Consider the following 15,005-nt stretch of genomic DNA (forward strand, 5'->3'; position numbering starts at 1 on the left):
GCGGGACGGCGGGAGCCCTCGGGGCCCCCGCCGTGGGCGCGCTACTTCCGGGCCTCCGGGTGGCGGCCGCACCAGCCTTCCCAGGCCGAGGCGACCATGGACTCGACCCCGTGCTCGGCGGTCCAGCCCAGCTCGCGCCGGATCAGCTCGGCCGAGGCGACCACCCGGGCCGGGTCGCCGGCGCGGCGCGGGGTGATCTCGGGGGTGGTGTCGTACCCGGTGACCTTGCCGATCACGTCCAGCATCTCGCGGACGCTGACGCCCTCGCCGCGTCCGATGTTGAGGACCAGCGCGGTCTCCCCGGCCGGGTCGGCCGCCAGCCGCTTCGCCGCCGCCACGTGGGCCGAGGCGATGTCGGAGACGTGGATGAAGTCACGGACGCAGGTGCCGTCCGGGGTGGGGTAGTCGGCGCCGAAGACCCGGGGGGCCTGACCGGCGGTGAGGCGCTCGAAGACCATCGGGATCAGGTTGAACACACCGGCGTCGGAGAGCTCCGGCGAGGCGGCGCCGGCCACGTTGAAGTAGCGCAGCGCGACGGTGGACATCCCGTACGCCTTGCCGGCCGCGGCCACCAGCCACTCGCCGGCCAGCTTGGTCTCGCCGTACGGGCTCATCGGCGCGCACGGGGTCGACTCGGTCACCAGGTCGACGTCCGGCATGCCGTAGACGGCGGCGGAGGAGGAGAACAGGAAGCGCTTGACGCCGCCCTCGGCCGCGGCCTCCAGGACGGTCTGCAGGCCGATCATGTTCTCGCGGTAGTACAGGAAGGGCTGCTCGACCGACTCGCCGACCTGCTTCTTGGCGGCGAAGTGGAGTACGCCCTCCACCTGGTGCTCGCGGATGGCCGCGTCCAGGGCGCTCCGGTCCAGGGTCGACCCCTCGACCAGGGCGACCCCCTCGGGCAGCCGGGTCCGGTCGCCGGTGCTGAGGTCGTCCAGGACGGCCACGCGCTCGCCCGCGTCCAGGAGCTGCTGCACGACGTGCCCGCCGATGTATCCGGCGCCGCCGGTGATCAACCAAGTCATGGCCGAATCCTAGGGCGTGAGGATTTCGCGACGGTGCTGTGGGCGCGTCGGAGCCGAGGATTCGGACATTTCGCTGAAATGCTGACAAAGATCTCTGCGTTGCGTCCGAGCGGCCCGTCGTGGCCGCGCCGAGGAATCCGGAGGCCGTCACGGTGAACCGCAAGAAGGAGCCCACCCGTCCGATTCCGGCCGGACCCCGCCCGACCGGGCCCGGGGCCCTCGCCGGACGGCTGCTCGGGCCGGGAGCCGTCGCGGCGCTGACCGCGCTCGCGCTGGCGGGGTGCAGCAGCGGTACGTCCTCGGACGCGTCCTCCCCGCCGGAGAGCGGCTCCCCGAGCGTCACCGCCGGGGCCACCGGCAGCGCCCAGCCGGGCGGCGCCAACCAGCTCCAGTCCGACTACCAGCGGGTGATCAAGGACGTCCTGCCCTCGGTGGTGCAGATCACCACCGGAAGCGGCCTCGGCTCCGGGATCGTCTACGACGACAAGGGCGACATCGTCACCAACGCCCACGTGGTCGGCACCGCCACCACCTTCGCCGTCACCCTGGCCGGCAGCACCAAGCCGCTGGACGCCACCCTGGTCGCCAGCTACCCGGACTCCGACCTCGCGGTGATCAAGCTGAGCAGCCCGCCGGGCGGCCTCAAGCCGGCTTCCTTCGGGGACTCCACCAAGGTCGAGCTGGGCCAGATCACCCTCGCCATGGGCAGCCCGCTCGGACTCTCCAGCAGCGTCACCCAGGGCATCGTCTCGGCCACCGGCCGGACCGTCTCCGAACCGTCCGGCGCGGGCTCGCCGGGCGCCGTCATCGGCAACATGGTGCAGACCTCGGCCGCGATCAACCCCGGCAACAGCGGCGGCGCGCTGGTCAACCTGGACAGCCAGGTGATCGGCATCAACACGCTCGCCGCCACCGAGCCGGAGTCCAACGGGGCCGCCGCCCCGGGCATCGGCTTCGCCATCCCGGCGTCCACCGTGACCAGCATCGCCGACCAGCTGATCAAGGAGGGCAAGGTCACCAACTCCGGGCGGGCCGCCCTCGGCATCACCGCGCGGACCTTCTTCGACCAGAACTTCCGCCCGGCCGGCGCCGTGGTGGTCGCCGTCGCGCCGAACGGTCCGGCCGACTCGGCGGGCCTCCAGGTCGGCGACGTGATCACCAGGATCGGCGACACCGCGGTGGACTCGCTCAACTCGCTCACCACCGCACTGGCCTCGCTGGCGCCGGACACCAAGGTGACCGTCACCTTCACCCGGGACGGCCAGAGCAAGACCGCCGAGGTCACCCTCGGCACCCTGCCGACGCCGTAGGGCGGGTGGCAGGGGTTCCCCACAGCCCCCGGACGGCGGCGGCCCGCACGACCGCGCAAGGGTTCCGCGCGGCCGTCCGCCGTCCGGGCCGAGGGTGACCGCTCCGGTCAGCGGCGGACGGTGCGGGTCCGCCAGGGAAGCTCGACGGTCACCGTGGTCGGTCCGCCGTCCGGGCTCTCCACCAGGAACACGCCGTCCACCGCGCGGATCCGCTCGGCCAGTCCGGCCAGGCCGCTGCCCGGGTAGGGGGCCGCGCCGCCCTTGCCGTCGTCCTGGACCAGCACCATCAGCTGGTCGTCGGCCCGCCAGACGTCCACCGTGGCGGAGCGGGCGCCGGAGTGCTTGGAGATGTTGGTCAGCAGCTCGCTGACCGTGAAGTAGGCGATGCCCTCCACCGCCGAGTCCGGCCGCTCGGTGCCGCCGTCCCGGGCCTTCAGGTCGACGTTCACCCGGACGCCCCCCGGCACCGTGCAGCGCGCCGCCACCGAGGAGAGCGCCGCGTCCAGGCCGCGGTCGGTGAGCACCGCCGGGTGGATGCCCCGGGCCAGGTCGCGCAGTTCCTGCAGGGCCAGCTTCACCTCGCCGTGGGCGTTGTCCACCATCTTCGCGGCGGCCGCCACGTCGTCCGGCGTCTCGGTCTCCCGCAGCCGCTCCTTGGCCATGCCGAGGTCCATCGCCAGTGCCACCAGGCGGGCCTGGGCGCCGTCGTGCAGGTCGCGCTCGATCCGGCGCAGGTCGGCGGCGGCGGTGTCGACCACGGTGCCGCGGTCGTCCTCCAGCTCGCGGACCCGCTCGGAGAGGGCGCCGGGGTAGAGCAGGGTGTCCACCAGCATCCGGTCCACCGCCGACTGGGCGCGGATCGCCCACGGCAGGGCCGGCCAGCCGACCAGGACGAAGACCAGGGTCAGCGCGAAGCTCAGCACGCCCCAGGGCAGCATCAGCACGTTGTAGAGGGCCGAGCGCCAGGAGAGGCCGTCGGTGAGGTGGGCGATGGCGTAGCCGGTGATGCCCGGCCGGCGGCGCGGCACCGGCTCCGGTTCGTGCACCTCGGAGCCGTACAGTGCCCGGGCCCGGCGGCGGGCGAAGCCGCTCATCGAGCGGCAGCCGGCCAGTCCGGCGGCGAGCAGCGGCAGGCCGATCACGGTGACCGACAGGGCCAGGCCGACCGACAGCGTCACGACCGTGAAGACGAAGCCGCCGATCCCGAGCGGCAGGTTCAGCAGCAGCCGCCCGACCTGCCGCCACATCCGCGCGCCGTACAGCGGGGTGCGCTCGGCGCCGGCCGGCGGCTCCTGGCCGAAGGCCTCGGCCGTGCCGTCCATTCGCTTCATCTCGGTCTACCGTCCTTTTCCGGTCGCGCTGTGCCCCTAGCTTGGCCGGTCGGGGGTAGGTGAGGCCATGGGGGTGATACGTCTTCCGGGACGGGGGTTATCCCCACCCCGGCGGTGGGTCCGCGGGGTGTCCACCGGTTGTCCATCGGGTGTCTTGCGTATCGGGCAGGGTGCGGGGTACCCGTGCCGTGCACTTAGACTCACGCACTGGCGATGGTTATGAGCGTGTAAAGGAACGTCGTAGAACCGCCCCGAGGGCGGGTTCCGCGGCCGATGTGGAGGCGAGGCATGGTGGGGCAGCGGGCGGCTTCGGTCGCGGCCGACCCGGCGGCCGGCGGCGGCTACTTCGACGCGTACGCCGCGATCGGCCTGCTCGCCGTCGTCGGCGTGGTCTTCGTGACGGTGGCGTTCACCGCCAACCGCCTGCTGCGGCCGGTGGTGTACTCGCCGGAGAAGCTGCTCGCCTACGAGTGCGGTGTGGACCCGGTGGGGGAGGACTGGGCGCACACCCAGATCCGCTACTACGTCTACGCCTTCCTGTACGTGATCTTCGCGGTCGACGCGATCTACCTGTTCCCGTGGGCGACCGTCTTCGCCTCCGCCGGATACGGCGCCGGGACGCTGGTCGAGATGTTCGTCTTCATCGGCTTCCTCGCGGTCGGACTGCTCTACGCCTGGAAGAAGGGCGTTCTGGAATGGACGTGACGCACACCCACTCGCACGGGCACGACGCCTCCGGCGGCCCGGTTCCGCTGGGCGTGCCGGACCCGTCGCGCCCCGGTGCCGCCGCCGAGCGGCGGTCCATCGGTCCGCTGGCCCGGCTGGCTCCGGACCCGGTGAAGGTGGTCCTCAACTGGGGACGGCGCTACAGCCTCTGGTGCTTCAACTTCGGCCTGGCCTGCTGCGCGATCGAGTTCATCGCGGCCTCGATGGCCAAGCACGACTTCATCCGGATGGGCGTCATCCCGTTCGCGCCGGGCCCCCGGCAGGCCGATCTGATGATCGTCTCGGGGACGGTGACCGACAAGATGGCTCCCGCCGTCAAGCGGCTCTACGAGCAGATGCCCGAGCCGAAGTACGTCATCTCCTTCGGGGCCTGCTCCAACTCCGGCGGGCCCTACTGGGACTCCTACTCGGTGACCAAGGGCGTCGACCAGATCATCCCGGTCGACGTCTACGTGCCCGGGTGCCCGCCCCGGCCGGAGGCGCTGCTCCAGGGCATTCTCAAGCTCCAGGAGAAGATCGCCGCCGAGTCGCTGCCCGGCCGCTACACCGCGCCCGCGGCGGCGCTGCGGCGTCCGCCGGTGGCCGGGCCCGGTGCCGCTGGTGCCGGTGCGGCCGGTTCCGGTTCCGCTGAGGGAGGGGTCTCGTGACCACGGCCGAGCAGTACGCGGCGTCGGTCGGGGAGTGGGCGACCGGCGCCGAGGCGTACGGGCTGATCACCGTCGACGTGCCGGCCGAGCACTGGATCGAGGCGCTCACCGCCGCCCGGGACACCCTGGGCCTCGGCTTCTTCGACTGGCTCAGCGCCGTCGACGAGCTCGCCGAGGGCTTCTCGGTGGTCGCCCACCTCGCCGCCGTCGACGCCCCGGGCGTGCGCCACCTGGCGCTGCGCACCCGGGTGCCGCGCGACGCGGCCGCGCTGCCGACCGCCGTCCCGGTGTACGCCGGGGCCGCCTGGCACGAGCGCGAGACGCACGAGATGTTCGGCATCGACTTCCCCGGGCACCCCCATCTGATCACCCTGCTGCTGCCGGACGGCTTCGAGGGGCACCCGCTGCGCAAGGAGTTCGTGCTCGCGGCCCGGGTCGCCAAGGCCTGGCCGGGTGCCAAGGAGCCGGGCGAGTCGGACCACGGTGACGGGCCGGCGCGGCGCAAGATGCAGCCGGCCGGTGTGCCGGACCCGAACGAGTGGGGCCCGCTCAAGGGCACCCTGCCGCCGGTCGCCGAGCGGCCGGCCCGCGGTGCCCGGGCGGCCGGTGCGGCCCGGACGCCGCGCGCGGCGGCGGCGGGCGCCGCGGGTGCGGAGGGTGCCGCCGGTGCCGAGGGCGCCGCCGCAGTGCGGGCGGACCGGCCGCGTCGCACGCGTTCGGTCTCCGAGGGGTCGGCGAGCCAGACGGCCGGCGAGGCCCCGGCCACCCAGGAGGCACCCCCGGTGCGGGCCGACCGGCCGCGGCGGACGCGTTCGGTCTCCGACGGATCGGCGAGCCAGGCGCCCGCCGGCCCGGCCGAGGCCGCCGCGGCGCCGCCCGCCCGGACGCAGTCCTCCGACGCGCCGTGGCACAACCCGGTGCCGGCGCACGACGAGCCCGGGAAGCCGGCCGCCGAGGAACCCGCCGACGCGGCGAAGGCGGCGAACGCCGAGAACACGGCGGACGCCGAGGACGCCGGCAGCGCCGGCAGCGCGGAGCAGACGAAGAAGCCGCCGGTCGAGTCGGCCGGCCAGGACGGAGACGGCGCGTGAACCTGTTCGACACGGTGCTGCGCTGCGTCGCCACACTGGTCGTCTTCCTCGTCCTGCCCCTGGTCATCGGCCAGACCGAGCACAAGGTGATGGCGCACATGCAGGGCCGGCTCGGCCCGATGTACGCCGGCGGTTTCCACGGCTGGGCGCAGCTGATCGCGGACGGCGTGAAGTTCGCCCAGAAGGAGGACATCGTCCCGTCCGGCGCCGACCGGCGGATCTTCCAGCTGGCACCCGCCGTCTCGCTGCTGCCGTACCTGCTGGTGCTGCTGGTGATCCCGGTCGGGCCCGGCGGCTTCGTCGGGCAGGCGGTGGACGCCGGTCTGTTCTTCGTGCTCGCCGTCATGGGCGTCGGCGTGATCGGCAAGCTGATGGCCGGCTGGGCCTCGGCCAACAAGTTCTCGCTGCTCGGCGGTCTGCGGACGGCCGCGCAGCTGATGTCCTACGAGCTGCCGATGGTGCTCGCCGCCGCCTCCGTGGCGATGGCCGCCGGGACGCTCTCGCTGCCCGGGATCATGGACGCCTGGGAGTGGTACTGGATCCCGTGGCAGCTGATCGGCGGCTTCGTGTTCTTCACGGCCGGCCTGGCCGAGCTGCAGCGTCCGCCCTTCGACATGCCGGTCGCCGACTCCGAGATCATCTTCGGCGCGTACACCGAGTACACCGGTCTGCGCTTCGCGCTGTTCCTGCTCTCCGAGTACGCGGGCATCCTGGTGGTCTCCGCGCTGACCGCGGTGCTCTTCCTGGGCGGCTGGCACGGCCCGCTGCCGGACCAGCTCGGCTGGCTGTGGACCCTGCTGAAGACCTTCGCGCTGGCCTTCGTGGTGATCTGGATCCGGGTCACCTACCCCCGGCTGCGCGAGGACCAGCTGATGCGCTTCGCGTGGACGGTGCTGATCCCGCTCGCCCTCGTCCAGCTGGCCCTCACCGGCATCATCAAGGTGGCGATCTCATGAGTTTCCCCGGTGCGGGCCTGGCCAAGGGCCTGGCCGTCACCCTGCGGACGATGACGAAGAAGAGCATCACCGCGCAGTACCCGGACGTGCAGCCGGTCCTTCCGCCGCGCTCGCGCGGCGTGATCGCGCTGCTGGAGGAGAACTGCACGGTCTGCATGCTCTGCGCCCGTGAGTGCCCGGACTGGTGCATCTACATCGACTCCCACAAGGAGACGCTGCCGGCCGCCGACCCGAACGCGCGCGCCCGCACCCGCAACGTGCTGGACCGCTTCGCCATCGACTTCTCGCTCTGCATGTACTGCGGGATCTGCATCGAGGTGTGCCCCTTCGACGCGCTGTTCTGGTCGCCCGAGTTCGAGTACGCGGAGACCGACATCCTGGAGCTGACCCACGAGCGGGACCGGCTGCGGGAGTGGATGTGGACGGTGCCGGTGCCGCCGGCACTGGATCCGGCGGCCGAGGAGCCCAAGGAGATCGCCACCGCGCGCAAGGCCGCCGACAAGCTGGCGGCCGCCGCGGCCAGGGCGGCGGAGGAAGCGGAGACGGCGCAGAACGGCGGTGACGCGTGAAGGGCGCCGCCACCCTGCTCGCCGCGACCGGGTCGCTGGACCCGGCCGCGCGCTCGTTCCTCTCCCCGACCGGGGTGGAGATCGTCTTCCTGCTGGTCGGCATCGCCGTGCTCGGCTCGGCCCTGGTCGCCGTCACCACCAAGCAGCTGGTGCACGCCGCGCTCTGGCTGGTGGCCGCGCTCGGCGGACTGGCCGTGGAGTTCCTGCTGCTCACCGCCGAGTTCATCGCCTGGGTGCAGGTGCTGATCTACCTCGGCTCGGTGGTCGTCCTGGTGCTGTTCGGGCTGATGCTCACCAAGGCGCCGATCGGACGCTCGCCGGACGCCGACTCCAAGAACCGCTGGGTCGCCCTGGTGGTCGCGCTGGCCTCGGCCGGGACGCTGGTGACGCTGGTCGTGGACGCCTTCCGGACGTCCTGGATCGACCTCGGCGCGGGCGGCGGCTCGACGGCGGTGACCGGCGCGAGCCTGTTCCGGACCTGGGTGCTGCCCTTCGAGGCGCTCTCGGTGCTGCTGCTGGCCGCGCTGGTCGGCGCGATCGTGCTGTCGCGCGGCAGCGGCCGGCGGGTGCCGGCGCCGCGGGCCGGGCGGATCCGGGCCGGGCGGCCGGTGGGCTCCAACGGGCCGGTCGCCCGGACCGCGCCCGTGCCTGCGCCCGAGGTTTCGGCGGAGCCTGCGCCGACCACCACCGAGCAGGAGGGCTGATGCACCTCGCCTACCCCGTCGTCCTCGCCGCGCTGCTGTTCAGCATCGGCGTCTACGGCGTGCTCGCCCGGCGCAACGTCATCCTGGTGCTGATGTCCGTCGAGCTGATGCTCAACGCCGTCAACCTCAACCTCGTCGCCTTCGACGCCTGGCTGCGCGACTCGCTGCACGCCGGGCAGGCGCTGACCCTGTTCACCATCACCGTCGCCGCCGCCGAGATCGGCCTCGGGCTCGCCATCGTCCTGCTGCTGTTCCGGGCCCGGGGCACCGCGGACATCGACCGGGCCACCGCGCTCGGCGACCCGGCCGAGTCCACCGCCGACGTCGACGGGGCGCCGGCCGGAGCCGAGGCGCTGAAGGGCCGGGCCGCCGCATGAACCTCGCCCTGCCCGCCCTCGTTCCCGCGCTGCCCGCGCTCGGCGCGGCGGCCACCCTGGCCGTCGGCAAGCGCGCGCCCGGCCTCGCCCGGCCACTGGCGATCGTGCCGGTCGCCGTCTCGGCGGTGCTCGCCCTGGTCGTCGCGCTCCAGCTCGGCAGCGGCCAGGTGCTGGACGCCGGCACCCGGCTCACCCCGACCGGCGGACCGGACATCGCGCTCGCGATCCACCTGGACGGCTTCAGCTCGCTGATCTCGGTGCTGGTCGGCCTGGTCGCCACCTGTGTGCAGGTCTACTCGACCGCGTACCTCAAGGACGACCCGCGCTACCCCTCGTACGCGGCGCTGGTCTCGCTGTTCACGGCGGCGATGTTCCTGGTCGTCTACTCCGGCGACCTGGTCGTGCTGCTGGTCGGCTGGGAGGTCATGGGCATCTGCTCGTACTTCCTGATCGGCCACCACTGGGAGACCGAGGACGCCCGCTCCGCCTCGCTCAAGGCCTTCCTGGTCACCAAGCTCGGCGACGTGCCGTTCCTGTTCGGCATCTTCCTGCTGGGCGCCGACGCCGGGAGCTTCCGGATCGAGGACGTGCTGCGGGCCGCCACCGAGGGGCGGCTCGGCCACCCGACGCTGGTCGCGCTGCTGCTGCTGGCCGGGGTGGCCGGCAAGAGCGCGCAGTTCCCGCTGCACACCTGGCTCCCGGACGCGATGGCCGGCCCGACGCCGGTCTCCGCGCTGATCCACGCCGCCACCATGGTCGCGGCCGGCATCTACCTGGTGGCCCGGCTGCTGCCGGTCTTCCTGCTCTCCGGCGCGGCGCTGGTCGTGCTGGCGGTGATGGCCGCCGTGACGATGATCGGCTCGGCGCTCTGCGCGCTCGCCCAGGACGACCTCAAGCGGGTGCTCGCCTACTCGACCGTGGGCCAGCTCGGCTACATGGCCGGCGCGCTGGCCAGCGGCGACCGCCAGGCCTCGGTGTTCCACCTGGTCAGCCACGGCGCGTTCAAGGCACTGCTGTTCCTCGCGGCCGGTGTGGTGATCCACGCCGCGCACACCAACTCGATCTCGGCGATGTCCCGGATCCCCGGGCTGCGCAAGCGCGTCCCGGACGCCTACTGGACGATGGGCATCGCGCTGGTCGCCCTGGTCGGCCTGCCGCCGTTCGCCGGCTTCTTCAGCAAGGAGGCGGTGCTGACCGCCGCCGAGCACGCCGCCAACGGCGAGGCGCTGACCAACGGCCTCGGCCCCGCCTCGGCGGTGCCGCAGGCGGCCGGCTGGATCGTGCTGATCTCGGCCGGACTCACCGCGCTGCTCACGGCGGCCTACGCGGCCCGGCTGTTCCTGGTCGCCTTCCACAGCCCGGCCGGCGCGGCCGCGGCGGCGCCCGCGGTGCTGCCCGCCGCCGACCGGGGCACGGTCGTCGGCGACCACGAGGCCGGCGCGCCGTACTCGCCCGAGCTCGACGAGGCCGACCCGGCCGTCGCCGAGCCGCCCGCGATGCGCTGGCCGCTCTGGGTGCTCGCCGTGCCGACCATGGGCTTCGGCGTCGCCGGCCTGCGCTCGGACTGGCTGCCCGCGCTGCTGGACGGCGGCTCGCTGCGGCCCTCCGCGGTCACCGCCGTGATCGGCACCGGCCTCGCCGTGGTCGGCGCGCTGCTGGCCTACGGGGCCTGGCGCTCGGCCACCGCCCGGGTGCCCGAGCAGGACGGAGCCCCGGCCGCCGACGTGGTCGTCGCCGACCCCGGGCGCGCCCTGCTCGGCCCGCTGTTCGGCCCGGCCCGGCACGGCTTCGGCGTCGACCGGCTCTACAGCGCGCTGTTCGTCCGCCCGGTCGAGGCCGCCGCCCGGCTCGTCCGCTTCCTCGACCGCGAGGTCGTGGAGACGTACGTGCGCGGCGCCGGCGCCGGGGCGGGCCTGCTCGGCCGCGCCGTGCGGCTCGCCCAGACCGGCAACGCGCAGACCTACCTCAGCGCGCTGCTCGCCGGCGTCGTCCTGCTGGCCGTCCTGGTGGCGGTGTAGCCGATGCCGTACCTCCCTTCCCCGTCCGCTGTCGTGGTTGTCGCTAGGAGCCCCCGATGAACGCGGTCCTCATCGCCCTCCTGGTGCTGCCGCTGCTCGGCGCCGCGCTCACCCTGGCCCCGGTGTTCGGCACGGACCCGGCCGCCGCCGACCGCCGCGCGCTGCGCTTCAGTACCGTGCTGACCGGCGCCGTCCTGGTGCTCACCGTCGTCCTGGCCGCAGGCTTCGACCACGACGAGCCCGCCCGGATGCAGGCCACCACCGACGTGTCCTGGATCCCGGCCATCGGCGTGCGCTTCCACCTCGGCGTGGACGGCGTCTCGCTGCCGCTGATCGTCCTGACCTCGCTGCTCACCTTCCTCTGCGCGCTGTACTCGGAGCGGCGGCTGCCCTCCGGGGAGGGGGTCCCGTCCGCGCGGGCCTTCGTCGGGCTGTTCCTCCTCCTCGAAGTCGGCATGCTCGCCACCTTCGCGGTGCTGGACCTCCTGCTCTTCTTCCTGGCCTTCGAGATCGTGCTGATCCCGATGTACTTCCTGATCGCCCGCTGGGGCAGCGGGGCGAAGGTGCCGGCCGCCAACCGCTTCATCCTGTACACGCTGCTCGGCTCGGCCGTGATGCTGCTCGGCTTCCTGCTGGTCGGCGGCAAGGCGGGCACCTTCGACATGCAGGCCCTCGCCGCCGCCCACGGCTCCGGCCTGAGCCACTCCACCCAGGTGATCGCCGCGCTGGCGATCATGGTCGGGCTCGCGGTCAAGGCCCCCGCCTGGCCGCTGCACAGCTGGCTCCCGGACGCGCACACGGCGGCCCCGACCGTCGGCTCCGTGCTGCTCGCCGGCGTGCTGCTGAAGATGGGGACCTACGGCCTGGTCCGCGTCCTCCTCCCGGTCGTCCCCGACGGCACCACGACGCTCGCCCCCTACCTGGGCGCGTTCGCCGCCGTCGGCATCGTCTACGGCTCGCTGGCCTGCCTCGCGCTCGCACGGCGCGGGGCCAAGGGCGACCTCAAGCGCCTGATCGCCTACTCCTCCGTCGGCCACATGGGCTTCGTCCTGCTGGGCATCGCCTCCCTCACCCCGGTCGGCGTCAACGGCGCGCTGTTCGCCAACATCGCGCACGGTCTGATCACCGGCCTGCTGTTCTTCGTCGTCGGGGCGCTCAAGGACCGCTACGGCACGGCGGACCTCGACACCCTCTCCGGCGCCACCGGCGCCGCCCTCTACGGACGGGCGCCACGGCTGGGCGCGCTGCTCGCCTTCGCCGCCGTCGCCAGCCTCGGTCTGCCCGGGCTGGCCGGCTTCTGGGGCGAGCTGCTCGCGATGTTCGGCGCGTTCGACCCGGCCGACGGCCTCTCGCGCCCCGCGTTCGTCACCTACATGGTCCTGGCCGGTCTCGGCACCCTCCTCACCGCCGCGTACCTGCTGATCGTGGTCAGGCGCGTCTGCATGGGCGACCCGAAGCAGCCCGCCCCGGTGGCCGAGCTCGCCGACCTGCGCCCGTACGAGGCCGTCAGCTGGACGCCGCTGGCCGCCCTCACCCTGCTCGCCGGTCTCTGGCCCGCGCTGCTGCTCGGCCTCTCCGACCCCGCCGTCAAACACCTCCTCGGGGGTGGCTGATCATGCTCGGCACCGCACTCGGACCTCACTCCACGGGGCAGACCACTGTGACCTCCCTCGCCGTCGCCAACCCGGGCAGCCTGATCCAGTCCGTGGACTGGGTGGCGATCGCACCCCCGCTGATCGCCGCCGCGGCGGCCCTCGCCGTGCTGGTCACCGACCTCTTCCTGCCCGCGCAGCACAAGAAGTGGCTGGGCCGGCTCACCGCCGCCGGACTCGCCCTCGCGCTCATCTCGCTCCTCCCGCTCACCGGGGGATCACCCCGGGCCACCTTCTGTGCGCAGAACGTAACAGGAGCCACTGACAACGCCGGCTGCTCCTACGTCGCCGACCACTTCGCGCTGGTCTTCCAGCTGCTCGCGCTCGGCGGCGCGCTGATCGCCGCGCTGCTGTCCGCCCACACCGTGGAGGACGAGAAGCTGCCCGGCGGCGAGTACTGGTTCCTGCTGCTCTCCAGTGCCACCGGTGCCGCCCTGCTGCCCGCCTCCCGCGACCTCGCCACCCTGGTGATCGCCCTGGAGGTGGCCTCGCTGCCCGCCTTCGCCCTGGTCGCGCTGCGCCGGGACGGCCGGGGCGCCGAGGCCGCGCTGAAGTTCTTCGTCTCCTCCGTCACCGCGACCGCCGTGATGCTGCTCGGCGTCGGCTTCGTCTACGCGGCGAGCGGCAGCCTGCACCTGGGCGCCGTCGCCACCGGCCTGGAGCAGGCGCCCGCGCAGCTGAAGCCGCTGGCCGAGGCGGGCGCCGTGCTCACCCTGGTCGGCTTCGCCTTCAAGGTCGCCGCCGTCCCGTTCCACTTCTGGGTCCCGGACACCTACACCGGCGCCCCGCTGCCGGTGGCCGGCTACCTCTCGGTGGTCGGCAAGGCGGCCGGTCTGGCCGGTCTGGCGCTGGCCACCACGATCGCCTTCCGCCCCTACGCCCACACCTGGGGCCTGACGCTCGCGGTGCTGGCCGCCGTCACCATGACGGTCGGCAACGTGGGCGCGCTGCGCCAGCGCTTCGACACCCGCCACAGCGCGGTCCGGCTGCTCGCCTGGTCCTCGGTGGGCCAGGCCGGCTACCTGCTGGTGCCGCTGGCCGCGGCCGGCTACGCGCCCACCGCGACCGACCCGCTGGGCGCCACCGCCGCGTACGCGCTGATCTACGGCGTGGTCAACCTCGGCGCCTTCGGTGTGGTGGCGGCGGTCGGCCGCAGGGCCGGGACCAGCGTGGACGACTTCCGCGGCCTGTTCGCCCGCGACCGCTGGACGGCGCTGGCGCTGGCCTTCTTCCTGCTCTGCCTGGCCGGACTGCCCCCGGGCGTGATCGGCCTGTTCGGCAAGGTGGTGGTGTTCCGTGCCGCCGTCGACGCCGGGCTGGGCTGGCTGGCCGTGGTGATGGCCGTCAATGTGGTCGTCGCCCTGTACTACTACCTGCTCTGGACCGCCCGGCTGTTCGCCCCGGCGGAGGAGGCCGCGGCCGGGACCCCGGCCCCCGAGCGGCGCCTGCCGGTGTCGCTGGCGGCCACCCTGGGGCTCACCGCCTCGGCGGCCGTGGTGCTCTCGGTGGCCCCGCAACTGGTGCTCCAGGTGGTGGGCGGCTCGCTGTTCTGACCCCGTCCCGGCCCCCGCCCCGGACGTGTGCCGAGGTGGCGGGCGGTGCGGGCAGGTCACCCGGCCGGGTGTCGCGCTGGTCACAAGGGAACAAGGCCCCCGGCCCCGCCCGTTGAGCGGGCAGGAGGGACGAGGCAGAAAGGGCTTCCCCACGCACCATTGGAGGGCCAGCCGTGCACCGCCCGCACAACGGACTGAGGACCGCCGCCCTGCTCGGCGGCCTCTCGGCGCTGATCCTGGTGATCGGCAGCTTCTTCGGCCGCACGGGCTTCGTGATCGCCCTCATGGTCGCCCTCGGCACCAACGCCTACGCCTACTGGAACAGCGACAAGCTCGCGCTGCGCGCCATGCGCGCGCGCCCGGTGAGCGAGATCGAGGCCCCGCAGCTGTACCGGATCGTCCGCGAGCTCTCCACCGCGGCCCGCCAGCCGATGCCCCGGCTCTACATCTCGCCGACCCCGGCCCCGAACGCCTTCGCCACCGGCCGCAACCCGCGCAACGCCGCGGTCTGCTGTACCGACGGCATCCTGCAGCTGCTCGACGAGCGGGAGCTGCGCGGCGTCCTGGGCCACGAGCTGAGCCACGTCTACAACCGCGACATCCTGATCTCCTCGGTGGCGGGGGCGCTCGCCTCGGTGGTGATGTTCCTGGTCAACTTCGCCTGGCTGATCCCGTTCGGCCGCAGCGAGGACGACGACGGCCCCGGCCTGTTCGGGATGCTCGCGATCATGATCCTCGGCCCGGTCGCCGCCTCGCTGATCCAGCTGGCCGTCAGCCGCTCCCGCGAGTACCAGGCCGACGCCGACGGCGCCCGGATCACCGGCGACCCGCTCGCCCTGGCGAGCGCGCTGCGCAAGCTGGACGCCGGCACCCGGCAGCTGCCGCTGCCGCCGGAGCCGCAGATCCAGACCGCCAGCCACATGATGATCGCCAGCCCGTTCCGGCCGGGCGAGGCCGGCACGAAGCTCTTCTCCACCCACCCGCCGATGGCCGAGCGGATCGCCCGGCTGGAGCGGATGGCGGGCTACCGGGGGTAGGCCCTCCAC

The 15,005-nt window shown here is 73.5% G+C and carries 14 protein-coding genes; 12 read left to right on the plus strand and 2 right to left on the minus strand.

Features of this window, described 5'->3' with window-relative positions; genetic code table 11:
• Window positions 1-41 precede the first annotated feature (41 nt).
• Window positions 42-1,025 carry a UDP-glucose 4-epimerase GalE gene (galE, locus tag ABZW10_RS01495; protein ID WP_355358111.1) on the minus strand — a complete coding sequence of 328 codons (984 nt, stop codon included), beginning with the start codon at window positions 1,023-1,025 and terminating at the stop codon, window positions 42-44.
• 152 nt (window positions 1,026-1,177) lie between these two features.
• On the opposite strand from galE, the gene ABZW10_RS01500 reads away from it, so the two are divergent.
• On the plus strand, window positions 1,178-2,335 hold the full coding sequence (locus ABZW10_RS01500) for a trypsin-like peptidase domain-containing protein (protein WP_355358114.1): 1,158 nt from the start codon (window positions 1,178-1,180) through the stop codon (window positions 2,333-2,335).
• A 107-nt stretch (window positions 2,336-2,442) separates the two neighbouring features.
• Here ABZW10_RS01500 and ABZW10_RS01505 read toward each other — a convergent pair whose 3' ends face one another.
• On the minus strand, window positions 2,443-3,582 hold the full coding sequence (locus ABZW10_RS01505; protein WP_355358896.1) for a sensor domain-containing protein: 1,140 nt from the start codon (window positions 3,580-3,582) through the stop codon (window positions 2,443-2,445).
• Between the two features lie 372 nt (window positions 3,583-3,954).
• Between ABZW10_RS01505 and ABZW10_RS01510 the strand changes: the two genes are divergently transcribed.
• The 11 genes from ABZW10_RS01510 to htpX all read left to right on the plus strand — a co-directional run bounded on the left by ABZW10_RS01510 (window position 3,955) and on the right by htpX (window position 14,996).
• Complete coding sequence (locus ABZW10_RS01510; RefSeq protein ID WP_355358117.1) at window positions 3,955-4,371, plus strand: NADH-quinone oxidoreductase subunit A; 417 nt, start codon at window positions 3,955-3,957, stop codon at window positions 4,369-4,371.
• Window positions 4,362-5,039 (plus strand): NADH-quinone oxidoreductase subunit B family protein, encoded by a 678-nt coding sequence (locus tag ABZW10_RS01515; RefSeq protein ID WP_355358120.1) that lies wholly within the window; start codon window positions 4,362-4,364, stop codon window positions 5,037-5,039. The genes ABZW10_RS01510 and ABZW10_RS01515 overlap by 10 nt, the downstream gene beginning before the upstream one ends.
• Window positions 5,036-6,130: an NADH-quinone oxidoreductase subunit C gene (locus ABZW10_RS01520; protein WP_355358123.1), complete on the plus strand. Its 1,095-nt coding sequence runs from the start codon at window positions 5,036-5,038 to the stop codon at window positions 6,128-6,130. Before ABZW10_RS01515 ends, ABZW10_RS01520 begins: the two co-directional genes overlap by 4 nt.
• Window positions 6,131-6,132: 2 nt before the next feature.
• Window positions 6,133-7,086: an NADH-quinone oxidoreductase subunit NuoH gene (gene nuoH, locus ABZW10_RS01525; protein WP_355358899.1), complete on the plus strand. Its 954-nt coding sequence runs from the start codon at window positions 6,133-6,135 to the stop codon at window positions 7,084-7,086.
• Window positions 7,083-7,655, plus strand: coding sequence for an NADH-quinone oxidoreductase subunit I (locus ABZW10_RS01530; protein WP_355358126.1), 573 nt, complete (start codon window positions 7,083-7,085; stop codon window positions 7,653-7,655). Before nuoH ends, ABZW10_RS01530 begins: the two co-directional genes overlap by 4 nt.
• The gene (locus ABZW10_RS01535; RefSeq protein WP_355358129.1) at window positions 7,652-8,359 is read left to right on the plus strand and encodes an NADH-quinone oxidoreductase subunit J; all 708 of its coding nucleotides are present in this window, start codon (window positions 7,652-7,654) and stop codon (window positions 8,357-8,359) included. Before ABZW10_RS01530 ends, ABZW10_RS01535 begins: the two co-directional genes overlap by 4 nt.
• Window positions 8,359-8,736: an NADH-quinone oxidoreductase subunit NuoK gene (nuoK, locus tag ABZW10_RS01540; protein WP_355358132.1), complete on the plus strand. Its 378-nt coding sequence runs from the start codon at window positions 8,359-8,361 to the stop codon at window positions 8,734-8,736. Before ABZW10_RS01535 ends, nuoK begins: the two co-directional genes overlap by 1 nt.
• The gene (locus ABZW10_RS01545) at window positions 8,733-10,754 is read left to right on the plus strand and encodes an NADH-quinone oxidoreductase subunit L (protein ID WP_355358135.1); all 2,022 of its coding nucleotides are present in this window, start codon (window positions 8,733-8,735) and stop codon (window positions 10,752-10,754) included. Before nuoK ends, ABZW10_RS01545 begins: the two co-directional genes overlap by 4 nt.
• 56 nt (window positions 10,755-10,810) lie before the next feature.
• On the plus strand, window positions 10,811-12,367 hold the full coding sequence (locus tag ABZW10_RS01550) for an NADH-quinone oxidoreductase subunit M (RefSeq protein WP_355358138.1): 1,557 nt from the start codon (window positions 10,811-10,813) through the stop codon (window positions 12,365-12,367).
• A gap of 2 nt (window positions 12,368-12,369) precedes the next feature.
• Window positions 12,370-13,959 carry an NADH-quinone oxidoreductase subunit N gene (locus ABZW10_RS01555; protein ID WP_355358141.1) on the plus strand — a complete coding sequence of 530 codons (1,590 nt, stop codon included), beginning with the start codon at window positions 12,370-12,372 and terminating at the stop codon, window positions 13,957-13,959.
• A gap of 173 nt (window positions 13,960-14,132) precedes the next feature.
• Window positions 14,133-14,996, plus strand: coding sequence for a zinc metalloprotease HtpX (htpX, locus tag ABZW10_RS01560; RefSeq protein WP_355358144.1), 864 nt, complete (start codon window positions 14,133-14,135; stop codon window positions 14,994-14,996).
• Window positions 14,997-15,005: the final 9 nt, after the last annotated feature.

This window comes from Kitasatospora sp. NPDC004723, from assembly GCF_040609255.1.
Taxonomy (GTDB): Bacteria; Actinomycetota; Actinomycetes; order Streptomycetales; family Streptomycetaceae; genus Kitasatospora.

Coding starts and splice junctions, on each gene's coding strand:
- galE (WP_355358111.1), bottom strand. CDS start 1,025: ATGACTTGGTTGATCACCGGCGGCGCCGGATACATCGGCGGGCACGTC.
- ABZW10_RS01505 (WP_355358896.1), bottom strand. CDS start 3,582: ATGTGGCGGCAGGTCGGGCGGCTGCTGCTGAACCTGCCGCTCGGGATC.
- ABZW10_RS01510 (WP_355358117.1), top strand. CDS start 3,955: ATGGTGGGGCAGCGGGCGGCTTCGGTCGCGGCCGACCCGGCGGCCGGC.
- ABZW10_RS01515 (WP_355358120.1), top strand. CDS start 4,362: ATGGACGTGACGCACACCCACTCGCACGGGCACGACGCCTCCGGCGGC.
- ABZW10_RS01530 (WP_355358126.1), top strand. CDS start 7,083: ATGAGTTTCCCCGGTGCGGGCCTGGCCAAGGGCCTGGCCGTCACCCTG.
- nuoK (WP_355358132.1), top strand. CDS start 8,359: ATGCACCTCGCCTACCCCGTCGTCCTCGCCGCGCTGCTGTTCAGCATC.
- ABZW10_RS01545 (WP_355358135.1), top strand. CDS start 8,733: ATGAACCTCGCCCTGCCCGCCCTCGTTCCCGCGCTGCCCGCGCTCGGC.
- ABZW10_RS01550 (WP_355358138.1), top strand. CDS start 10,811: ATGAACGCGGTCCTCATCGCCCTCCTGGTGCTGCCGCTGCTCGGCGCC.
- ABZW10_RS01555 (WP_355358141.1), top strand. CDS start 12,370: ATGCTCGGCACCGCACTCGGACCTCACTCCACGGGGCAGACCACTGTG.